This is a genomic window from Kitasatospora sp. NPDC001261, from assembly GCF_042896795.1.
Taxonomy (GTDB): domain Bacteria; phylum Actinomycetota; class Actinomycetes; order Streptomycetales; family Streptomycetaceae; genus Kitasatospora.
In genome coordinates, this window is record NZ_JBIAXP010000004.1 from 138,271 (window position 1) to 160,480 (window position 22,210).

The 22,210-nt window shown below is 74.1% G+C and carries 17 protein-coding genes; 15 read left to right on the forward strand and 2 right to left on the reverse strand.

What is annotated here, in order from left to right; all coding sequences use genetic code 11:
• Positions 1-91 precede the first annotated feature (91 nt).
• The 4 genes from ACFY4B_RS07525 to ACFY4B_RS07540 all read left to right on the forward strand — a co-directional run bounded on the left by ACFY4B_RS07525 (position 92) and on the right by ACFY4B_RS07540 (position 4,678).
• The gene (locus ACFY4B_RS07525; protein ID WP_049654214.1) at positions 92-457 is read left to right on the forward strand and encodes a hypothetical protein; all 366 of its coding nucleotides are present in this window, start codon (positions 92-94) and stop codon (positions 455-457) included.
• A gap of 370 nt (positions 458-827) precedes the next feature.
• Positions 828-1,904 (forward strand): cell division protein ZapE, encoded by a 1,077-nt coding sequence (gene zapE, locus ACFY4B_RS07530; RefSeq protein ID WP_387966793.1) that lies wholly within the window; start codon positions 828-830, stop codon positions 1,902-1,904.
• Positions 1,905-2,361: 457 nt separating this feature from the next.
• Positions 2,362-3,093, forward strand: a complete 732-nt coding sequence (locus ACFY4B_RS07535) for a hypothetical protein (RefSeq protein ID WP_387966794.1) — start codon at positions 2,362-2,364, stop codon at positions 3,091-3,093.
• A 208-nt stretch (positions 3,094-3,301) separates the two neighbouring features.
• Positions 3,302-4,678, forward strand: a complete 1,377-nt coding sequence (locus tag ACFY4B_RS07540) for a pyridoxal-phosphate dependent enzyme (RefSeq protein ID WP_074002415.1) — start codon at positions 3,302-3,304, stop codon at positions 4,676-4,678.
• On the opposite strand, the gene ACFY4B_RS07545 is transcribed toward ACFY4B_RS07540, so the two are convergent.
• Positions 4,675-5,460 carry a TetR/AcrR family transcriptional regulator gene (locus ACFY4B_RS07545; RefSeq protein ID WP_387966795.1) on the reverse strand — a complete coding sequence of 262 codons (786 nt, stop codon included), beginning with the start codon at positions 5,458-5,460 and terminating at the stop codon, positions 4,675-4,677. The genes ACFY4B_RS07540 and ACFY4B_RS07545 overlap by 4 nt on opposite strands.
• A gap of 104 nt (positions 5,461-5,564) precedes the next feature.
• Between ACFY4B_RS07545 and ACFY4B_RS07550 the strand changes: the two genes are divergently transcribed.
• The 6 genes from ACFY4B_RS07550 to ACFY4B_RS07575 all read left to right on the forward strand — a co-directional run bounded on the left by ACFY4B_RS07550 (position 5,565) and on the right by ACFY4B_RS07575 (position 10,595).
• The gene (locus tag ACFY4B_RS07550; RefSeq protein WP_259316506.1) at positions 5,565-6,551 is read left to right on the forward strand and encodes an ATP-binding cassette domain-containing protein; all 987 of its coding nucleotides are present in this window, start codon (positions 5,565-5,567) and stop codon (positions 6,549-6,551) included.
• Positions 6,551-7,390 carry an ABC transporter permease gene (locus ACFY4B_RS07555; RefSeq protein WP_387966796.1) on the forward strand — a complete coding sequence of 280 codons (840 nt, stop codon included), beginning with the start codon at positions 6,551-6,553 and terminating at the stop codon, positions 7,388-7,390. The genes ACFY4B_RS07550 and ACFY4B_RS07555 overlap by 1 nt, the downstream gene beginning before the upstream one ends.
• Positions 7,391-7,460: 70 nt before the next feature.
• Entirely contained in the window at positions 7,461-8,447 is a 987-nt protein-coding gene (locus tag ACFY4B_RS07560) for an aldo/keto reductase (RefSeq protein ID WP_049649295.1), read from the forward strand.
• 155 nt (positions 8,448-8,602) lie between these two features.
• Positions 8,603-9,226, forward strand: coding sequence for a TetR/AcrR family transcriptional regulator (locus ACFY4B_RS07565; protein WP_387966797.1), 624 nt, complete (start codon positions 8,603-8,605; stop codon positions 9,224-9,226).
• A gap of 87 nt (positions 9,227-9,313) precedes the next feature.
• Entirely contained in the window at positions 9,314-9,859 is a 546-nt protein-coding gene (locus ACFY4B_RS07570) for a DUF4188 domain-containing protein (RefSeq protein WP_387966798.1), read from the forward strand.
• Between the two features lie 61 nt (positions 9,860-9,920).
• Positions 9,921-10,595: a C39 family peptidase gene (locus ACFY4B_RS07575; RefSeq protein ID WP_387823041.1), complete on the forward strand. Its 675-nt coding sequence runs from the start codon at positions 9,921-9,923 to the stop codon at positions 10,593-10,595.
• Positions 10,596-10,665: 70 nt separating this feature from the next.
• On the opposite strand, the gene ACFY4B_RS07580 is transcribed toward ACFY4B_RS07575, so the two are convergent.
• Positions 10,666-11,517, reverse strand: coding sequence for a hypothetical protein (locus ACFY4B_RS07580; protein ID WP_049649292.1), 852 nt, complete (start codon positions 11,515-11,517; stop codon positions 10,666-10,668).
• A 316-nt stretch (positions 11,518-11,833) separates the two neighbouring features.
• Between ACFY4B_RS07580 and rpe the strand changes: the two genes are divergently transcribed.
• The 5 genes from rpe to ACFY4B_RS07605 all read left to right on the forward strand — a co-directional run bounded on the left by rpe (position 11,834) and on the right by ACFY4B_RS07605 (position 22,128).
• A complete protein-coding gene (gene rpe, locus ACFY4B_RS07585; protein ID WP_049649291.1) occupies positions 11,834-12,517 on the forward strand; it encodes a ribulose-phosphate 3-epimerase in 684 nt (227 codons plus the stop codon).
• A gap of 157 nt (positions 12,518-12,674) precedes the next feature.
• On the forward strand, positions 12,675-13,634 hold the full coding sequence (locus ACFY4B_RS07590) for a pirin family protein (RefSeq protein ID WP_387966799.1): 960 nt from the start codon (positions 12,675-12,677) through the stop codon (positions 13,632-13,634).
• A 178-nt stretch (positions 13,635-13,812) separates the two neighbouring features.
• On the forward strand, positions 13,813-14,424 hold the full coding sequence (locus ACFY4B_RS07595; RefSeq protein ID WP_049649300.1) for a hypothetical protein: 612 nt from the start codon (positions 13,813-13,815) through the stop codon (positions 14,422-14,424).
• Between the two features lie 259 nt (positions 14,425-14,683).
• Positions 14,684-20,620 carry a hypothetical protein gene (locus ACFY4B_RS07600; RefSeq protein WP_387966801.1) on the forward strand — a complete coding sequence of 1,979 codons (5,937 nt, stop codon included), beginning with the start codon at positions 14,684-14,686 and terminating at the stop codon, positions 20,618-20,620.
• Positions 20,617-22,128 (forward strand): hypothetical protein, encoded by a 1,512-nt coding sequence (locus ACFY4B_RS07605; RefSeq protein ID WP_387966802.1) that lies wholly within the window; start codon positions 20,617-20,619, stop codon positions 22,126-22,128. Before ACFY4B_RS07600 ends, ACFY4B_RS07605 begins: the two co-directional genes overlap by 4 nt.
• Positions 22,129-22,210: the final 82 nt, after the last annotated feature.

Here is a 22,210-nt window from a genome sequence, read left to right on the forward strand (position 1 = left end):
TTCACGAGGCGACCACAACCGGCGGCTTCTTGCTATTTTGTTCCCGCACACGGGAGTTCTGCCCGGAAGTCACGCAAAGGACGAACAGCGCATGAACATTGACGAGGCACTCAAGGACGCGATGGCCATCGAGGGGGCCATCGGAGTGGCCGTGGCCGACCACGAGAGCGGTATGTCACTCGGGTTCCTCGGCGGGGGGCAGCAGCTCGACCTGGAGATTGCGGCCGCCGCCAACACCGAGGTCGTTCGTGCGAAGATACGCGCCCTGGCCGCGCTGTCGATCGATGATGTCATCGAGGACGTCCTGATCACCCTCGGCACCCAGTACCACCTGATCCGCCCGCTGACCCGCGGTCACGGCTCGCTCTTCCTCTACCTGGCGCTGGACCGCTCGCGGGCCAACCTCGCGCTCGCCCGGCACGGTCTCAAGCGCATCGAGGCCGCTCTCGACATCTAGCGGGGCCGGGCCGGCCGCCCGGGTGTCCGCGCCCCGTCCGGACGCCCTGCCCGGACGCCCTGCCCGAAGGCCCGCGCGGGCCGCGTTTCGCGCGCGGAATTCCGGACGGAGCGAATGCGCGGCGTGACGAAGCGGCTACGGAGATCCGTCCGCGGGAATCGGGCCGCGAATATCGCGGGTGTGCGCCCGGCACGGAAATGCGTGACTTTCCGATGACTGGGCGTCATATTCGCCCCGGCTGTTCCGGCCGGCGGCGGAGCGCCGGAATACCGTGGTCGAACCGCCGGAGCGCCGGTGTTTCGGCGGCGCCGCGGACCGGGCAACTCCCGGTGATCCCGACGGTTCTGATGCCCTGCTATGGTCCGGACCCGTGACGGACGGGGTGCGGAACCAGTACGAGGCGATGCGCGGGCACTTCCACCGGGCCGCGGGGCAGCAGGGATTCACGCTCGACCCCGCCCAGGAGCTCCCGGTCGAACGACTCAGTCGGCTGGCCGGCGAGCTGGCCCACCCGGCCTGGCGGCTGCGCCGCAGTCCGCGGCACCTCTACCTCTGGGGCCCGGTCGGCCGCGGCAAGAGCTGGCTGGTGGACACCTTCCTCGAGGGGCTGCCGACCCCGCGCAAGCGGCGGCTGCACTTCCACGACTTCTTCCGCCGACTGCACGAGGGTGTCGCCCACCACTCCGAGAGCCGGAGCGCGGACGGCGCGGCGGTGGACCGGGCCGTGGACGAGCTGCTCGGCAACTGCCGGATCCTCGTCTTCGACGAGTTCCACGCCCACGACGCGGGTGACGCGATGCTGGTCGCCCGTCTCCTCCGCACCCTGCTGGACCGGCGGATCACCCTTGTCACCACGTCCAACTACCCGCCCGCCGGGCTGATGCCCGACCCGCTGTACCACCACCTCTTCGAGCCGACGATCAGGCTGATCGAGGAGCGGATGGACGTGCTCGACGTCTCCGGGCCGGTCGACTTCCGGCGGCAGCCCCGGTCGGAGCGCGCTCACGGGTTCGACCTCGGCGCCCGTCTCCGCCCCGGCGACGAGCCCTCGGCCGGTCTCACCCCGCCCCGGCCCGAGGAAGCGGGTCCGGTGGCCGCCCACCGCCGTGAGCTGTCGGCCCGGGCGGTCCGCGAGGACCACGTGTGGTTCGGCTTCCAGGAGCTGTGCGAGGGCCTCACCTCCGTCGCGGACTACCTCGCACTCGTCGACCGCTTCCCCACCGTCGTCCTCGACGGTGTCCCACCGCTCGCCGAGGCGTCCCCCGACGGCCGTCGGCGCTTCGCCAACCTGGTCGACGTCTGCTGCGACCGCGACGTCCGCCTGGTCCTGATCGGCGCCGATCCGCTCGCCGGCCTCGCCACCGGCTCCACCCTCATGCGCGACCTCGACCGCACCGCCAGTCGCCTCGCCCTCCTCCGCCCGCCGGTTCGGGAGGCCGCCGGCTGAGCGCCCGCCGGGCGACCGGCGGGAACGGAGAAGTCCCTGCCGAAGTGCCAGGACTTGCCCGGTCGATCGCGCCGGCCCTGGAGGGGGGTTGCTCGCCCGGCGCCTTGGCGAACCGGCGTGCCAGGCCGGGTCGGAGTCCGGTAGCGTGCGCGAAGGAGTGCCGGGAAGCCTGGTCGGCGATCGAGGGACAGCTGTGTCCGCGAGCCGGTCCGGGGGTGGTGTGCGTGGCGCTCGACGCGAGGTCCGCCGCCGCGCCGCCGCCCCCCGCGCGGACCCGCTCAGGCCGTACGCAGCGCTCACGGGGCTTCGGCGAGCTCCGGACAGACTCCGAGACCGCGACACCGTCCGGCGTTCCGGCCGCCCGGTACCGTCCGACCCCGGAAGGGGCGGGGCGGCACGCCCCGGCGACGGCGACCCGGGGGTTCCGGCCGCGCACCGGACCGGGGGGAGAACCGTCATGACCCACCGTCCCTCACCATGGACCCGCACCGGCGGCGCGCTGCTCGCCGTCGCGGCGCTGGCCCCGGCGGCGGCCGCCTGGTACGTGTTCACCGTCGTGCTGCCGGACGACGCCGAGCGGTACCGCTCGTACACGGCCGCCGTGACCTGCCCGGCCGGGAGCCCGGGCGCGGGGGTCGAGGAGTGCGTGCGCACCGTGCCGTTCACCGTCAGCGGCACGGTCGTCCGCAACGCGGGCAAGAGCTCCGAGTTCCGGGCGACGCTGGACGGGGCGCCGTTCTGGACCGGCGAGGTGGGGTTCGCGGACGGCGGGCCGCTGCTGGACGCACTGAAGCCCGGAGACCGGGTGGACGGCACGGTGTGGCGCGGCCGGGTGATGCGCCTGGAACGGGCCGGTGTCGCGCAGGCCTCGTACGACGAGCCCCGCGACGAGGGGCAGTTCACCGCCGGGGTGGGCGCGTTCGCCGCGCTGCTGGCGGTGCTCGCCGCCGTCCTGGGCGCGCTGCGGTTCACCGGCCGCCCCGGCGACGTCACCCTCGACCTCGCCCGGTCGCTCGTCCTGTGGACGCTGCTCGCCTGCGGAGTGCCCGCGGTGCTCGCGTCCGTGACCGGCCTGCCGTGGTGGACGGTGCCGGCCGCGGCCGTCCCGGCGGCGCTGCTCGCGGCGGAGGCGGTGCGGCGCCGGAACCGGGGGAGGACCCCGGGGGGACCCCGCCGGCTGCCCGCTTGATCGACGACCGTCCCCGTTTGCGCCCGACCGTCCCCGCGTGCGCTCGCCCGTCCCCGCGTGCGCTCGCCCGTCCCTGCTCGCACCGGCCCGTACCCGATCCCGGCCGTCGGACAATGTTTCGGCCGGATGAGGAACGGTGTCGCTACCGTCTACCGAGCCCGTGGCCTGGGCAGGCTCGGGCTGACAGTGCTAGCGAAAGGGGCCGACGATGGCCGCAGTTCACGAATCCGTCCTCGACGCGATCGGCGGGACGCCGCTGATCCGCCTGGCCCGGCTCGGCGCCGGGATCGCCGCGCCGATCTACGCCAAGGCCGAGTTCCTCAACATCGGCGGCAGCGTCAAGGACCGCGCCGCGCTCTCGATGGTGCTGGCCGCCGAGCGGGACGGCCTGCTGAAGCCGGGCGGGACGATCATCGAGGCGACCTCCGGGAACACCGGCATCGGCCTGGCGATCGTCGGGCGGCAGCGCGGGTACCGGGTGATCGCCGGGGTGGCCGACAAGTCGTCGGCCGAGAAGTCGGACATCCTGCGGGCGTACGGGGCGGAGGTCGTCCTCGCGCCGACCGCCGTGCCCGCCGAGGACCCGAGGCACCTGTTCAACGTCGTGCAGCGGCTGGCCGAGGAGATCCCCGGTGCCTGGCTCGCCAACCAGTACGACAACCTGGCCAATCCGGACGCCCACATCCGGACCACCGGCCCCGAGATCTGGGAGCAGACCGGCGGCCGGGTGACCCACTTCGTCGCCGGCGTCGGCACCGGCGGCACCATCACCGGCACCGGCGGCTTCCTCAAGGAGACCTCCGGCGGCGCCGTGACCGTGGTCGGCGCGGACCCGGAGTCCTCCACGTACGGGGGCGGCGACGGCAGCCCGTGGTACGTCGAGAGCATCGGGCACTACCTCCACCCCGACACCGTCGAGGACCGCATGCCGCAGGCCCTGCGTACGGAGCTGATCGACTCCTACGAGCGGATCCCGGACCGCGAGGCGCTGCTGGCCGCCCGTCGCCTCTCCCGCGAGGAGGGCCTGCTGGCCGGCCCGTCCTCCGGCGCGGCGGTGGCGGCGGCGCTGCGGGTGGCGCGCCGGCTCGGGCCGGACGACCTGGTCGTGGTGGTGCTGCCGGACTCGGGGCGCTCCTACCTGTCCAAGGTGCACAGCGACGCGTGGATGCGGGAGTGGGGCTTCCTGGAGGAGGCGGCGGACGGCCTGCGGCCGCTGCTCGACGCCGCCGCGCCGCTGGTGACGGTGGCCGCCGGCGCGACCGTGGGCGAGGCGCTGGAGGCGCTGGGCGATGCGCCGGGCGGCGTGGCCCCGGCGGTGCTGGCGCGGGCGGCGCGCCCGTACGGGGTGGCCGCGACGGAGGTGGTCGGCTCGGTCTCCCGGGCCGCGCTGGCGGCGGCGCTCGCGGACGGCGCGGCCAAGCCGGGCGACCCGCTGGGCGGGCTGATCGGGCCGGCGCTGCCGACGGTCGGCGTCGGGCAGTCGGCGGCCGATGCGCGGACGGTGCTCGGGAAGACGCACCGGGCGGTCATGGTCCTGGTGGACGGTCGGGTGGCCGGGGTGCTGCCGAGGGAGGCGGTGGCCTAACCCCCTTCGACTGTCTCCTGGGCGCCCCCTTCGGCGGGCGCCAGGATCGCCGAGATCACCCGGTCCAGGGTGCGGTCGAAGGCCCGGTCCGGGTCGGCGGGCGGACCGGTGGTGGCGAACGCCTGGGCCAGGTGCGGGAATTCGCCGCTCGCCGCCGCCTGGCCGAGGTAACCGACCAGCTCCGCCTGCCACTTGGTGCCCGCCGCGGCCGTCTGCTCGTACTGGGCGAACTGGCCGACGAAGCCGTTGAACAGCGCCATCGCCTCCATCCGGGCGCCCCCGCCGAGGCCGGTGGGGGCGGTGACGGCGAGGAAGTGGTCGGTGTAGCGCAGGGCGTTGGGGCCGATGCTGGGGCGGACCAGCACCAGTGCGGGCAGCCAGGGGTGGCGGCGGGAGAGGCCGAGCTGCTGGTGGGCCAGGTCGGCGAGGTCGGCCCGGACGTCACCGCTCGGCGCGGGCGGGAAGCGGTACTCGCCGGCGACCGCGTCGAGCATCAGGTCGAGCAGGTGCTCCTTCTTCGGCACGTAGTTGTAGAGCGACATGGTGCCCGCGCCGAGCGCCGCCGCGACCCGGCGCATGGAGACCGCGTCCAGGCCCTCGGCGTCGGCGATCGCGATGGCCGCGGCGGCGATCGAGTCCCGGCTGTGGGCCGGGCGCGGGCCGCGGCCGGTGCGCTCGGGGCGCAGCCAGATCACTTCGGGGGCCTCGGGGGGCGTGGGCCTGTCGGGCTGTTCCGACTGTTCCGGCTGGTCGGGGCCGGTGGGGGACTTGCTGGACGGCACTGGAAGATCACCTCGCCCTCCCATCTTAGATACGTACGGCGTACGTAGTACGATGACGCCCAAGCGCGCTTCTACGTACGCTGTACCTAGAGAAGGGCAGAGCCATGTCCGACACCGCCCGACCCGCCGCCGGCGCGGCGCCCGCCATCGAGATGACGGGCGTGCGGAAACGCTTCGGCGCCACCGAGGCCCTGCGCGGCCTCGACCTCACCGTCCCGGCCGGCACCGTCTGCGGCCTGCTCGGCCCCAACGGCGCCGGCAAGACCACCGCCGTCCGCGTCCTCGCCACCCTGGTCGCCCCCGACCGCGGCACCGCCCGGGTCGCCGGACACGACGTCGTCCGCGCCGCCGAGGACGTCCGGCGCGCCATCGGCCTCGCCGGGCAGCACGCCGCCGTCGACGAGGGCGTCACCGGCCGCGACAACCTCCGGCTGTTCGGCCGGCTGCACCACCTCGGCGCCCGCCGGGCCCGGGAGCGCGCCGACGAACTGCTCACCCGCTTCGGCCTCACCGAGGCCGCCGACCGGCTCGTGCGCACCTACTCCGGCGGCATGCGCCGGCGCCTCGACCTCATCGCCAGCCTGGTCACCAGCCCGCCGGTGCTCTTCCTGGACGAGCCCACCACCGGGCTCGACCCGCGCAGCCGGCAGGCGATCTGGGACACCGTCAAGGAGCTGGCGGACGCCGGCACCACCGTGCTGCTCACCACCCAGTACCTGGAGGAGGCCGACCGGCTCGCCGACGACATCGTGGTGATCGACCACGGCGCCGCCATCGCCACCGGCCCGCCGGACCGGCTCAAGGCCGCGATCGGCAGCCAGGTCTCCGTCACCCTGGCCGACCCCGGGCAGCTCGCCGCCACCGCCGTGGTGCTGTCCTCGATGACCGGCGGCGACGCGCGGGTGGACGTCGCCGAGCGGACCGTCACGGTGCTGACGACGCCCGGCGTGTCCGTCCTGCTGCCCTCGCTGGTACGGGAGTTGGACGGTGCGGGGGTCGTCGCCGAGGACGTCGCGGTGCGGGCGCCCTCGCTGGACGACGTGTTCCTCGCGCTCACCCAGGAGTCCGCGGACGCCGGGAGGGCCGCCTGATGACCGCCTCCGCACTCGCGCCCCCGCGCCCGTCCGCCGTCCCGCGCCCGTCCACCGCCCGGCGGCTCGCCTCCGGCACCTGGACCTCGATGCTCCGCGTCCTGCTCAACTACCGCCACTCGCCCGGCCTGTTGGCCGCTTCGCTGGGCGTGCCGGTGGTGATGGTGGTGGTCTTCGGGTACGTCTTCGGCAGCGCCATGCAGGTCCCCGGGGGCGGCGGCTACCGGGAGTTCCTGATGCCCGGCCTGTTCGCCATGGTGGCCACCAACGGCGTCATGCCCACCATGGTCGGCGCCGCCCGCGACGTCGGGCGCGGGGTCACCGACCGGCTGCGCTCCATGCCCGTCTCCCGCACCGGACTGCTGCTCGGACAGGCCCTCGCCGACCTGCTGGTCAGCGTCGTCGTCCTGGCGCTGCTGGCGCTGGTCGGGCTCGCCACGGGCTGGCGCGTCCGGCACGGACTCGCCGACGCGGCAGGGGCGTTCGCGCTGCTGCTGCTCTTCCGCTTCGTGATGACCTGGGTCGGCACCGTGCTCGGCCTGACCATCGGCAAGGAGGAGGCGGCCGGCCAGCTGTCCGCCGCGGTGATCCCGTTGGCGATGGTCACCAACGCCTACGTGCCGACCGGCGGCATGCCCGGCTGGCTGCGGTTCCTCGCCGACTGGAACCCGGTCAGCTCCGTCGTCCAGGCCTGCCGGGAGCTGTTCGGCAACCCCTCGGCGGCCGGGTCCGCCTGGCCGACGCAGCACGCCGTGCTCGCCGCGCTGCTCTGGAGCGCCGTGCTGCTCGCGGGCTGCATGCCGCTCGCCGTACGGAAGTTCGCCACCCACGGGCGGTGATCCGCCAGCTTGCGGCACGCCCCCCAAATGTGCTGGACAGCGGGGCCGGTGTGGTCTTGGGTGGGGCGCCATGGAGTACACCCACCTCGGCCGCACCGGCCTGACCGTCTCCCGCCTCTGCCTCGGCACCATGAACTTCGGCCCCCACACCGAGGAGGCCGAGGCCCACCGCCTCATGGACGCCGCCCACGAGCACGGCATCAACTTCTTCGACACCGCCAACACGTACGGCCGCGACCGCGAGGGCCGGCTGCGCGGGCGTACCGAGGAGATCATCGGCCGCTGGTTCGCCAAGGGCGGCGGCCGCCGCGAGCGCACCGTCCTCGCCACCAAGGTCTACGGCGACATGGGGGACTGGCCCAACGAGAGCAGGCTCTCCGCCGTCGCCGTCCGCAAGGCCGTCGAGGCCAGCCTGCGCCGCCTCCAGACCGACCACATCGACCTCTACCAGATGCACCACATCGACCGGGCCACGCCCTGGGAGGAGATCTGGCAGGCGATGGAGGTCCTGGTCGCCCAGGGCAAGATCGTCTACGTGGGCTCCAGCAACTTCGCCGGCTGGCACATCGCCCAGGCCCAGGAGACCGCCCGCGCCCGCCACTTCCTCGGCCTGGTCAGCGAGCAGTCCCTCTACAACCTGCTCGACCGGGCGGTCGAACTCGAGGTCGTCCCCGCCCTCCAGCACTACGGCCTCGGGCTGATCCCGTGGTCCCCGCTGCGCAGCGGCCTGCTCGGCGGCGTCCTGCGCAAGGAGCGCGAGGGCACCCGGGACCGCAGCGGCATGGCCCTCGCGAGCGAACTCCTCGCCAAGCACCGCGACCGCATCCAGGCCTACGAGGACCTCGCCGCCGAACTCGGCGCCGACCCCGCCGACCTCGCCCTCGCCTGGCTCCTCTCCCGCCCCGTCGTCACCGCCCCCATCATCGGCCCCCGCACCCGGGCCCACCTCGACGCCGCCGTCGGCGCGCTCGACCTCAAGCTCGACCAGAAGACCCTCGACCACCTCGACGAGCTCTTCCCGGGCCACCGCCCCGCCCCGGAGGACTACGCCTGGTAGCCCGCCCGCGCCCCGGCGTCGGCCCGGGCCTCAGCCGGTGCCTCCGTCGCGGCCCCCCCGGCCCGGGGGGGGGGGCGGGGCGGGGGGGGCGCGGGGGGGGGGGGGGCGGGGGGGCCGGGGGGGGGGGGGGCCGCGGCTGTGGTAGCAAGGCAGGCATGAGGGAGCGGGAGCGGGGCGGGGGCCGGGGGTCGTACCACCACGGGGCGTTGCCGGAGGCGTTGGTGGCGGCGGCGTTCGAGGTGCTGGACGAGCAGGGGCAGGAGAAGGTCAGCGTGCGGGAGGTGGCGCGCCGGGCCGGGGTGTCGGCGGGGGCGCCGTTCCGTCACTTCGCCGACCGGCAGGCGCTGTTGACCGCGCTGGCGGACCGGGTGCTGGCGGACTTCGTACGCTGGCAGGAGGCCCAGGTGGCGGCCGCGGGGCCGGACGGCAGGTCGGTGATGCGGGCGATCGGGCTGGGGGTCGTCCGGTACGTGCTGCGCCATCCGCGGCGGTTCGAGCTGGTGCGCTCGCGGGTGTTCGCCGCCGCGCGGGACCCGGAGCTGAGCGAGCGGCTGGACGGCATCGACCGGGTGTTCACGGACCTGATCGTCGCGGACCAGGAGGCGGGCCTGCTGCGCCCCGGGGATCCGGCGCTGGTCGGGCTGGCCGGGCAGGCGCTGGTGTACGGGCTGGCGCAGATGATCCTGGACGGCTACCTGCCGGCCGCGGCGGCGGAGGAGCTGGCCTGCCAGGTGATGGACACCTTCGGCCAGGGGATCGCCAACCACCCTTCGCCGTAACCGAATTGTGCGCCGGACGAGCCTTGACCGGGCCATTCCGCGCTGATGTAATCACCGATTACATCGGCACGGGCACGGGAGGCAGAGATGTCCTTGTTCGCCAAGCCGCAGCCGGGCTACACCACGGCCGCCGCCACCGGCGACACCGTGGTGGTGCTGATCGGCATGCGGATCAACCGCTTCTGGGCCGTGCACCACTGGGGCCCGGTGATGTTCTCGATGCTCCGGATGCTGTACGAGCTGGGCCGCGCCCCCGAGCGCGGCCTGCGCGGCCGCATCCTGCTGACCGCCTCGCCGCGCACCTACTACGTCGTCCAGTACTGGGAGTCGAAGGAGAAGCTGTACGGCTACGCGAGCGCGCCGGACGGCTTCCACCACACCGTGTGGGGCATCGTCAACCGCAAGCTGCGGCAGGGGAAGACGCGCGGCCACGTCGGGCTCTGGCACGAGACGTACATCGTGCCGCAGGGCGGGTACGAGGCGATCTACTTCGACATGCCGCCGTTCGGCCTGGCCGGTGCCACCGGCTCGCTGCCGCTGGAGGCGCGCGGCCGGCGGGCGTCCCAGCGGCTGGCCTACCGGGAGCCGGAGTCCGGTGGGGTGGAGCCGGCCGAGGCCGGGCCCGGCGCCTGAGTACGGCCGCGCAGGGAGTGTCGTGAGCCGCCCGGCCGCCGTGCCGTGAGAGCGTCGGGGGATGGTGGATCGGGGCGACGCGCGGCCGGAGGCGCCGGCGCGGCCGGTACGGGTGGTGCACGAGGTGCCGTACCGCGCGCAGTGGGAGTCGGCGGAGCTGGTGCGGGAGATCGTCGACGGGCGGCTGGACGCGTCCGCCGACCCGCGCTGGGGGCAGTCCGGAGCGGCCACCGCGGAGGAGTACGCGTGGTGGTCCTGGCGGCTGTGCGGGGTGGCCTGCCTGAGGATGGCACTGGCGCACTGGTGGGGCGTGAACCCGGCGGCGATGGCGCTCGCGGAGGAGTGCCTGGCGGCCGGCGCGTACCTGCGGGACGGCGACGGCCTGCGCGGACTGATCCACGCGCCGTTCGCCGGGTACGTCGAGCGGCGCTGGGGACTGGCCGCGCGGGCCCGGGAGTTGACGCCCGAGGAGGTGTCGGCCGAGGTGGTCGGCGGCCGGCTGGTGATGGTCTCGGTGCACCCGTCGATCCGGGAGCCGTACGGGCCGGAGCCGGTCCGGCGCGGCGGGCACCTGGTGCTGGCGGTGGGCGCCACGGACACGGCGCTGCTGGTCCACAACCCCTCCGGGTTCCCGGGGGAGTCGCAGGCCTTCGCGCGCGTGCCGTGGCGGTCGTTCGGGCGGTTCTACGCCGGGCGGGCGATCGTGCTCGGCCCGCCCGGGGCGCTCTCGTCCTGAGGCCGCGGACGGGCCGTGGCGGCGTCCTCGGCCCGACGTCGCGGACCGGGCGGGCCGGGCGGGCCGGCCGTCACTGGTTGTCGGGCAGCCCCATCGGGTTGATCGGCAGCTCGCTGCGACAGAGCGCCGAGATCGGCTTCAACGCCGCCGCCAGCCGGTCGAGTTCGGCGCGCGGGTAGTCGTCCCAGACCCGGGCGGCGGCCAGGTCGGTGGCGGCCTCCAGGGTCTGGTGGCGGATCCGGCCGAGCTCGGTGACCGTCCCCTCGGCGGTCAGCCAGCCGCGCTCGACCAGGCGCTCGGCGGCCGCCTCCCACTCGGCGTCCGTCCACCCGCGCAGCGGCTGGATCATCTCGCGCCGCATGTCCATCGCGCAGCGGACCACCAGCGCCTCGCAGCCGTCCAGCCCGGCCGCCACCAGGGCGGCCACGTGGCCGTCGCCGCGGTGCTCGCGCATCACGGTGGCGGCCTGCCAGAGCCGCTCGTAGAGGCCGCTCGGGCGGGGGAGCGCGGCGTTGGCGGCGGCCAGCACCCGGCCGGCGCAGTCCAGCCGGGTGGCGGCCTGCTCCAGGGTCTCGGCGACCAGCTCCACCTGGTTCTTGTCCACGTGCTCCAGCAGCCGGCCCAGGATCGTCGCCGAGGCCTTCAGCCGAACGGCCAGCGCCTCCTCCGGGCTCGCGTGGTTCCACACCTCCGGCAGGGCCCGCTCGACCATCGCCGGAGCGAAGTTGAAGAACGCGGCGGTGACCGGCGGGGCGTCCACCGCGCCGAGCGGGGCCGCGCGGGTGGCGAAGTAGCCGTGCAGGCGGCCGTGCAGACCGGCCTCCTCGAAGGCGGATCGGCCCTCGGGCAGGAAGTAGGTGACGGCGTGCACCGGCTCGAAGAGCCACCACAACGCGCGGGCGGGGTGGACGAGATCGGTCATCGAGGGACCTTCCTCGGACGGAGCCCCGGGCGGGCCGGGGCGCTCGGCTGGTCGGGACGACGGCCCGGCGGGAGCCGCGGCGGATGCGTGGACCGTTCACGCGGCAGGAGCGTGGACCGTTCACCTGGCAGGTGCGTGGACCGTACAAGGGCTGATGACCACGGGGAAGGCCCCGGTAACCCCCGAGGGGGTGTGATGACGGTCACGCGGAGGCGACGCCGTGCGGTCGGCGGCGGCACGGCACGGGATGATGGGATGAGGTGCCCGCTCCGGGGGCGCCGAGCCCTCGCAAGCCCTCGTACGAAGGTAGTCGGTCATGGCCCAGATCAACCCCAGCATCCTGTCCGCGGACTTCGCCCGGCTCGCCGACGAGGCCGAGGCCGTCCGGGGTTCCGACTGGCTGCACGTGGACGTCATGGACAACCACTTCGTGCCCAACCTCACCCTCGGCGTCCCGGTGGTCGAGTCGCTCGCCCGCGCCACCGACATCCCGCTCGACCTCCACCTGATGATCGAGGACCCGGACCGCTGGGCCCCGCAGTACGTCGAGGCCGGCGCCGGCTCGGTCACCTTCCACGTCGAGGCCGCCGCCGCGCCCGTCCGCCTCGCCCGCGAGATCCGCGCCAAGGGCGCCCGCGCCTCGATGGCGCTCAAGCCCGGCACCCCGATCGAGCCGTACGAGGACCTGCTGCCCGAGCTCGACATGGTGCTGATCATGACCGTCGAGCCCGGCTTCGGCGGCCAGGCCTTCCTGGACATCATGCTGCCGAAGATCCGCCGCACCCGGGAGCTGATCGCCAAGCACGACCTGGAGCTGTGGCTCCAGGTGGACGGCGGCGTCGCGGCCAGCACGATCGAACGCTGCTCGGAGGCCGGCGCGGACGTGTTCGTGGCCGGCTCGGCGGTGTACGGGGCCGAGGACCCGGCCGAGGCGGTCCGCAACCTGCGGGGGCTCGCCGAGAAGGCGGCGGCCGACGCCTGGTGGGCCTGCGGGCACTGAGCGCCCCGGGGTCCGGCGGCCCGTCGCCGGTGACGGCGCCGCCGGATGGCCGGGCACAGGTGGAGGAACCCCGCACCGTGGCGGATGATCGGTGACGGTGTCCTCCGAGGAGCCGAGGACCCCGCCCGGCCCCTCTCCGTACGGTGGTGGAACCGCGATGAGCAACCTCGACCTCAAGCCGGCCCCGACCAGCTGCGGCCGCGAGGCCGGCACCGGCCCGGCGAAGGACCTGCTGACGGCCCGTCAGTTCCCGCTCGGCGCAGGCACGGTGGTCCGCCGCCTGCTGCCCAACCTCGGCCGCCGGATGGTCGGAGCCTGGTGCTTCGTGGACCACTACGGCCCCGACGACATCGCCGACGAGCCCGGCATGCAGGTCCCGCCGCACCCGCACATGGGCCTCCAGACGGTCAGCTGGCTCCACCAGGGCGAGGTGCTGCACCGCGACAGCCTGGGCAGCCTCCAGACCGTCCGGCCGTACGAGCTGGGCCTGATGACCTCCGGCCGGGCGATCTCCCACTCCGAGGAGTCCCCCCGCCCGCACGCCCGCCACCTGCACGGCGCCCAGCTCTGGGTCGCCCTCCCGGAGGCCGGCCTCCACCTCGCCCCCACCTTCGAGCACCACCCCGACCTGCCCGTGGTCACCGCCCCGGGCCTGCGCGCCACCGTCATCCTCGGCACCCTCGACACCGCCACCTCGCCCGGCACCACCCACACCCCGCTGGTCGGCGCCGACCTCGCCCTCACCGGCGGCGCGGACCTCCGCCTCCCGCTCGTCCCCGACTTCGAGTACGCCGTCCTCGCCATGTCCGGCCGCGTCGACGTCGACGGCGTCCCGGTCGAGCCCGGCTCCATGCTCTACCTCGGCTGCGGCCGCCCCGACCTCCCCCTCCGCGCCGACGGCGACGCCGCCGTCCTCCTCCTCGGCGGCGAGCCCTTCGACGAGAAGATCGTCATGTGGTGGAACTTCATCGGCCGCACCACCGACGACATCGCCCAGGCCCGCGCCGACTGGATGACCGGCACCCGCTTCGGCGAGGTCCACGGCTACGCCGGCGCCCGCCTCCCCGCCCCGGAACTCCCCACCGTCCCCCTCAAGGCCCGCGGCCGCGAGCGCTGACCCGGCGGTTCACGCGGTCGGCGAGGGCGCCGTTCGCGGCCGGAACCGACGGGGACGGCGTCGGCTTGGGGGTGCGGGCAGCCTGATTTCCGTCGGCCGACTACTACAATGCGGAATCCAAGAACGCGGATATCAGGATCAGGGTGGGGGACGAATGGCGGCAACGGAAGACTCGGTCATGGTCGATCGCGACGCCTACCTCGATGTCCGCTCCCGCAGCGCGTCCGTCTTCGACCTCGACGCCAGACTGCCCGGCCAGGTTTTCCGGAAGAACGCGGGGGATTCGCTGTTCTGCGAGTTCGACGCGGTCCTCACCCGGGAGTTCTGGCCGGCGCTCTGCGCGATGGCCCGGTGGCACGGCGACGACCGCATCGACCTGCTGGTTCTCAAGCCCGGTGCCGACGAGTTCTACCTTCCGGAGTGTGGGACGTACCCGGCGGTGTCGCTGTCCGTCGACGCGGGCATGGACGACTACTGGGAGAGGATCGGCTTCACGTCGGACGATGATTTCGCGGAGTCGATCGCGGTTTCCGCCAATGTCATCGCGGTGACCGGCCCTTCCGGACGGTGGGGGTGCTGGGGCGAGAGGGATCCCGAGGTCGCGGTTTTCCGGGGTTTTCCGGATGCGGCCACGCGGAACGAATGGCGCGAGCGGTTCGGGCCCTTCCTCGAGGTGTCGGGCGCACTGGAGTCGTATGTCTCGATGGCCTTTTGGCTCCATGGCATCCCGGACGCCTTCGCGGCGGCCCTGACCGCCAACTACGGACCTCCCGACGGTAGGACGCCGTAACGTCACGGGGTTCCAGCGGAGTTGCGGTGACGCTTCACAGTGTCCCGGGCAGGGCTCCTGTCGGCCCGGGGATGCGGGCGGGGGACGATGCCGCCCGACCACGCGGGTGGTGCGTCGGCCGGTGGCGGGGGCCAGGCCGGGCATGAGCTCCTTCGTCTGCGCGACCGCCTGGCAATCCTGATGTTTGAAAGCCGGGAGATACCGCTGTACTGCCCGATTCCCCTGCGGGCGGGGCAGGGGCCGTGTGAGGATGTGCGGCGTGCCGCCAGCTCCCGAGCTCCGCCGTTGGCTCTCCAGCCAGCCGCCGGACGCCGTTCAGCATCTGCTCGCCTTCCTCGCCGTCGTGCACGGCCAACCCTTCGGTTACAAGGGTGAACCGACCGGACAGGTCCGTGCGAGTGCCGCGGGTATGCGCTCCTGGGTCGCCAAGGCCCCCGCGGATCTGCTCCTCCACATAGCCGACGTCGGGCGCGGGGTCGCCGACAAGATGGCTCGTCAACACGGCTTTGCGAAGCAGGGCTTACGGGACGCGGACGCCGAGCGCCTGAGGTCGGCGTTGACGAGCCTGCCGCCGTCGCTCGCCTGCCTCGCCCTCCACTGGTATCCGCTGTCCGATGAGGACACGCCCGAACGCGGCCGTGTCCTGGAGCATTGGGACACCCTGTGGGAGGCCGCTGTGACATCGGCGGACTGGCCCGAGCCGAAACGCGGCCGCCGTGCGAGCAAGGCGGAGACGACCGCGCCCGGCGCGGCCTCGGAGGAGGCCCGGTACGGCGACCCGCACAGCACGCGGCCCGAAGCCGCAGACAGGGGGAACGTGGTGTCCGGCGACCTGGCGGAGCAGCTTGAGTCCGCTGCGCAGCGCCTACGCGGGGAAGGCGAGGCGCTGGCCGAGCGGCTGGAGGGCCTGGCGGTGGACGTCCGCAGAGGAGTGGGGCGGCGGGACGCCGACCTGTCCGCGGCCGTGGACGCCTGGTTCGGTCTGCGGGCCGCCACCGCCGAGTTGGCGCTGGGACTCGGCGGCGACGTCCAGTGGGCGGTCGCGCAGACCCACGATGACCTCGACCGGATCCTGGCGGACGTCCGCTCGGCCAAGGTCGGCGAGGAGATCGCGGCGGCCCTGGTGGAGCGCGAGAGGCTCGTCGCCATGCTGGGCGCGGTGACCTATCCGGGTGTGCGGACCGCGCTGCAGGTGGAGGTCGACGCCATCGACGCCCGGCTCCAGGAGCTGCGGTCGCTCGGTGGAGCGCAGCTCGGGACCCGTCCGGCCGACGCCACCCCTCCGGCCGACGCCACCCGCCCGGAGGAGTCCGTCGAGCCGGCCGTGACCGGCGGTGCCGCCGGCGGGGAACCGCCCGCGTCGGCAGATGCGGGTGCGGTCCCCGCCGCGGTCGAGGTCGAAGCACAGGCGTCGGACGCCGTCTTCGACGGGCCCGGGCAGTTCACCGACACCCTCGACACGCCGGTCCCCGAGGAGGACCGGGAAGGCCCGGAAGCCGTACGGGCGGAGCCCGCGGCGGGCGGCAGCGCGACCGGGCCCGAGCGGGCGCCGGTCGGTGCGACCCTCACGCCGGTGGGCCCGGCCGCGGCTCCGCGGACGGCGGACGAGCAGGGCGGCCGCCCCAGGCCCGCCGCCACGGCCACCGCCGCCGCCACCGTTGGAACCAACCAACTGCCGAGTCCGTCAAGGCCGTTGGCGGAACCGCGCGTCGTCCGCCCGATCGGCATCCCGAAGCAGGCGTCGGCCGAGGCCGAGCCGAAGACCGCCAAGGTGGTCGAGGCACCGGTGGCCGTCGAACCGACCACCGACGTCTGGACCCGGACCGGCGACTGTCCCTCCCCGGTCGAGCAGATGGTGGCCGAGGGCAGGTTGGCCGAGGCGTACTGGCTGACCCGGGCCGCCCGGGAGCGCCAGGAGCGGTGCCAGTCCCTGGCCTTCGCCACGTCGGCGTTCGGGCTGGCCCCGGGGCAGCAGGCGGCGATAGCCCTGCAGGTCGGCGTCGAGGACAAGGCGCTGCCGACCGCCGAGGACCGGGACGGCTACCTCATCGCCCTGGCCGCCGCGGTGCGCAGCGGACTGCAGGCCGGCTGGGCACTGCCGATCGTCAACGACTTCGCACAGCTCCCCGGCCTGCCCGAGGTCTGGAACGAGCTCTTCCGGACGCTGGCGCTGGAGATCCGCAGGGGGGTCTCCGTCCAGCCGGGCGACGAGGTCCGGCTCGGGCAGGACGACACCGTCGATCCGGCGGACCTGCGCGATCGGGCGGAGGCCCTCAGGGCCCGTCTGGGGACCAGCAAGACGGCGTACCAGCTCGCGTCCCGGGTGCTCCAGACCCTGCTCAAGGACGACGCGGAGCTCGGGCACACCCTCAACCTGATCGTGGCGTGGTCGGTGGGCGGCGCCACCTCGGAGCAGCTTCGTCAGGACCTGGAGGGCACCTACGGGGAGGCCGACGCGATCGATCGGATCATCAAGGAGACGACGCGCCGGGTCAGTTCGCCCAACCAGCGGAAGACCAAGATCATCGCCACCGCCCTGGACCAACTGCGGGGACGGATCGGGGAGGTGACGACGCTGCTGCGCGAGGCGGTGCAGGTCGCCGAGATGCCGCCGCGCGGCGACAACCGGCGACTCGGGAGCGAACTGCTCGTCGCGCTCCGGGCGGCGGGGAAGTCGGCCCTGCTGCCGGGCCCCGGCGGCGAAGCGGTCCGGCTGCTGCTCGACTGGATCGGCGACGGAGTCTCCCGGGGCGCCTCACGGGCCCTGCCCGGTCTGCCCGGCACCGACGCGCTGCTGGTCCTGCCGCGCCTGGCCTGGACCGCGGCGGCCGACGGCCAGGACACGCCGGACCTCGCCGCACCGGACGTCCTGGACGCCCTGCTGGAGGTCCTGAAGCCGGCCGACCCCGGAAAGGCGTTCGGCGCCCACCTCGACCGCGGTGACCTGCACATCGCCGCGCGGCTCCTCGACCTCGCGGGAGCGGGTCGGCTGGGCGCCCTCCCCGCACCCGAGGTGAACCAGCCGGACGCGTGGCGGCGCCGGCTCGGTGACGCCGAGGCCCAGTGGCGGCTCAGGGCCGAGACGGCCCTGCGCAAGGCCGACGACCTCTTCGCGCACGTCCGGCTGCAGAACCTGCTCACCCCCGAGCAGGAGAGCCATCTGGCGGCCCGGCTCCTCGACCTCAAGACCTCGGACCGGAGCCTGCGGTTCCGTCATCTGCTGGAGCGGGTGCGGGACGTCGTCGCCCTGCTGGACGAGCGGGTGTCGGAGAAGACGGACCAGCTGCGCGAGCAACTGGTCGACCTGAACCTCGACGGGGCGGACCTCGCCCGGATCAGCGCCCTGATCGACCGCGGCGACGTCGCCACCGCGGAGGAGCTGCTCTCCTTCGCCCGCAAGGGCGACCGCATCCCGGAGCAGGTCGCGGAGACCGGCACCGAGCTGGCGGCCTTCCTGGAGGGCGTGCGCCACCCGGAGTCGCCCAGGGCCAGCAGCACCGGAGTCGACGCGCGGTGGTGGTTCGACCACTACGCGCGCGGGCGCTCCGGTCAGGCGGAGACCGACGCGGTCACCGGCGCCCTGGAGGCCTGGGAGTCGCTCGGGCGGCTGAACGAGCGCCGCAACTCCTTCCAGAAGCACGTCCCCAGCGTGCTGCGGATGCTCGGCCTGAGCGTCAAGGCCCCGGTCCGGCTGGTCGACCAGGACCGCAAGGACTGGCAGGTGATGACGCTCTCGGTCACCGCGGAGATAAGCGACAACGTCCCGGGCTACGTGTCCCGGATCGGCTCCCGGGCCAAGGGCAGTTACCGGGTCCTCATCGTCGGCACCGAGGAGCTCGGCCCCGACGCCCTGCTGCGCCACCTGCCCGAGTCCGCGCTCGGCGCCAACATCATCCTCTACCTGCAGCCGCTCGGCATCAGCGGGCGCCGGCGCCTCGCCCAGGCCTCCCACCAGAAGCCGCAGCAGGCGATCGTCGTCGACCCGGCCGTGTTCGGCTGGATCGCCGCCGGTGAGGCCCGGTCCTTCCGCGCGGTGCAGCGGGTGACGCTGCCGTGGGCCGCGTACCGACCGTACGAGCCGTTCCAGGCCGGCCAGGTCGCCGCCGAGGTGTTCAAGGGCCGCGACGACGAGAAGCGCACGATCATGGCCCGTGAGGGCGGCCTCTTCCTCTACGGCGGGCGGCAGTTGGGCAAGTCCTCGCTGCTCCGGCAGGTGGCCGAGAGCTTCCGGGCGGGGCACGGCGGCAACCAGGTCGCGGTCTACACCGACCTGCGGTTCGCCGAGATCGGGCTCAGCCGGCTCCCGCAGGAGATCTGGAGCGTGCTGGCCCAGCAGTTGAAGGCCGCCGGGGTGCTCGACCGCAGCGTCTCGGAGCACGCCAGCGCCACCGCCATCGGCGACCAGATCCAGCAGTGGCTGAACGAGAGCGAGGAGCGCCGCATCCTCTTCCTCGCCGACGAGGCGGACGCGTTCCTCAACGCGGACGCCCGGCCGGTCGAGACGGCGGGGGCGCAGTCGACCTTCCGGACCCTCACCGGCCTGATGAAGCTGATGGCCGACACCGAGCGCCGCTTCAAGATCGTGTTCGCGGGCCTGCACCAGGTGCAGCGCTACAACCGGCTCACCAACTCCATCACCGGTCACGGCGGCGAGCCGGTCCTGGTCGGGCCGCTGCGCGCGAAGGCCGCGATCGACCTGGTCGTCGAACCGCTGGCCGCGGCCGGGCTGTTCTTCGAGAACCCCGATCTGGTCTGGAGCATCCTGGCGCTGACCAACAACCAGGCCAACCTCGTCCAGATCGTCTGCGAGGGACTGGTCGAGGAGATGCAGGGCCGAGCCCTCTCCACCGAGGGCGGGCGCCCCCGGATCACCAACGCCGACGTGCAGAAGGTCGTCGCGAAGGGAGGCATCCGGGACAAGATCCGCGACCGGCTCCGCCTGACCATCGACCTGGAGGACCGGTACCGGGTCCTGACGCTGATCCTGGCCCTGCGCAGCCTCACCCTCACGGACGGCTACGCCCGCGGCTACACGCCCCAGGAGCTGCAGGAGGAGGCGCACCGGGTGTGGCCGGACGGGTTCCCGGAGCAGAACGGCGTGGACGAGGTCCGCACCGACCTGGTGGAGATGGAGGGCCTCGGGCTGGTGCTCCCGCTCCCGGGCCGGAGCAACAGCTTCGTCATGCGCAGCCCGAACCTCGTCAACATGCTCGGCACCCGCGACGAGCTCGAAGCGGAGCTGCGCACCAGCGAGTTCACCCAGAAGTACGACTACAACCCGCGCGTCGCCCGCCGGTCCATCGGCGTCGACAGCGGACGGGTCATGCGGATGAGCCCGCTGACCGACGAGCAGTGGCATGACGCGCTGTCCCGGCGCGCCGCGGTGATCACGGCCTCGGCGGCGCTCGGTGCCGACTCCCTGGCCAAGGCGGCGGAGCAGCACGTCGGGAGGGAGTGCCAGGTCGTGTCCGCGGCACCCGCGGAGCTGACCCAGACCGTCACCAGGTGGGCCCGGGAGCGCTCGCCGCACCTGATCTTCGTCGACCTGCGGGGTGTGCCCGCGGCGGACGTGCGGGCCGCCGTCGAGCGGCTCGCCAAGTACGCCTCGGCGGCGGAGGAGGAGGGCAAGGAGATTCCGCGCCGGCGCGCGCTGGCCGTCGTCGACCCGTTGACCGCGCTCGGCCCCGACTTCCCGGAGGTGTCCCGGGCGCAGCCGCAGCGCTGGAACGCGACCAGCCTGCGGGCCTGGCCGGAGCAGCCGTTCGTCTCGGTCGAGGAGCGCCGCAACCTGATCGAGGTGACCGGCGGCTGGCCCGCCTTCGTCGAGCGGGCCATCGCCCAGTACCTCCAGGGCGCTCCCCGGGAGCGGCTCTTCGACGCGACGCGGGCCCTGACGGACGACCCCGATTTCGCCCGGAGCCACCTGCGGCGGGTCGGCCTCTCCGACCGCCGGGTCGAGCAGATGGCCGGCTGGGCCGACATGTTCAGCCCGGAGGAGCACCGACAGGGCAGGGCCCACGCCGTCCCGCAGGACCTGGCGGTGGTGCTCGACGACGACCTGGACGAGGCCGAGGCGCTGCTGGCGGATCTGGAGGCGCTCGGGGTCCTGGACGACGACGGCGAGGTCCTCACCGTCGACAGCGTCACCTTCCGCGCGCTCAAGGCCGTGGCGGGCGCGCAGGGCGGGCCGGTGTGACCGAGCTCGTCGATCCGGTCGGCGGGCTGTCCCCGGAGGCGGTCCGGTACCTGCCGGGCGCGCGGCGCCACTGCGCCGGGGTGCTCGCCGACCTGCGCGCCGGGCTGACCTGCGTCTGGCTGTTCCCGGACGCCGAGGTGGAGTCGGAGCGCGCGGACCGGGCCGTGGAGGAGGTGGTCCACGGCCTGGACGACGTCGTGGACGTTCCCGGCAAGGAGACGGGGCCGCGCCCGGCCGCGGCCCCGCCGGAGCCGCGGGTGCCCTGGGAGCCGCCCGGCGGCGGGGGTGGGTCGGCCGCCCACCACACCGGGGAGCACCCCGAGGACACGTTCGACGTCGACGACGGCTTCGGGGACTGGGACCCGTTCGGGATCTTCGGCGGTGGGGGTCTCCGGGCGTCCGAGGGCCTGCCGCCCCCGGCCGTCGACTCCCGGTTCCCGGACGGTCCGGACGGCCCGGGCACCGACGTCGCCGCGCGCCTGGCCCGCAGCCTCGGCCTGGACGGGGACCTGGTCACCGAGCTGGTCGGCGACGCGGACGGCCGGGCGCCCGTGCTCGTCGTCCGGGCCTGGACCGAGGCGGACCCGCACGGGGTCTCCCGGCTGCTGCGCCGGTTCCAGGCCGCCGTGAAGGAGGCCGGCCTCAGGCCGAGCGATCGTCCGCGGCTGCTGGTGGCCTCCCGGCTCCAGGACCTGGAGCCGGACACCACGGTGCTCCTCGACGGAACGGTGTCCAGAGCGCACTGGTGGTGGGGGGTGTGGAACCACCTCGACACCGCCACCGTGGTCGCCGAGGCGATTCCGCACGCGGGCTCCGGGCAGGCCCACGACCGCATGACGCCGACCAAGCTCATCCGGCACGCCCTGCGCCGCGAGACCGTGGTCCAGACGGCCGGGCCCGATCTGGGACTGGCGGTGGAGCTGGCCAGGGTCTGGAGCGGCAGGACCGGGGAGCTGGCTTCCGCCCTGGGCGAGTGCTGCCCCGGGGATGGCACCGTCGGGCCGGGCTCCCAGGGCCGGAGCACGCCCGGAGCGGCGTACGCGCCGCTCCCCGAGAACGGCCTGCGCGAGGCGTGGTCGGCCGGGCTGGTCGACAGCTGGGAGGGGCAGATCCGGCACAGCCCCCGCTCCGGTGCGGGCGGATCCGGTGGCACGGAGCTCGACAAGCTGGTCTGGCAGGCCCAGAACCGCGTCCTGCTGCCCCTCATCGACGACGCCCGCGTCGGCTTCGTCGAGCTGCTTCCGCGCATAGCGGTACGCGGTGTCACCCGGCTCGTCGACACCTACGTCCGGCGGTCCCTGCGCGACGCCAACGGATCGTCGGCGGATCCGGCGTCCATGGAACTCGGTGAGCTCTACGACGCGGCGGTGCACCGGGACATCACCCTGACCGACGACCAGTTCGGCCGGCTGCGCACGCTCCGGCTGGCACGCAACAAGCTCGCCCATCGCACGCCGATAGCCGATGCCCTGCTCCACGACCTGCTGGACGCGCTCTCCGGCCCCTGACACCCGCGCTGTCGGACAGCCCAGTCGGCGCGTTCGACGCCGAACGGCCACGGGCCCGCGCTGCGGGGCCGTGGCCGGAGGG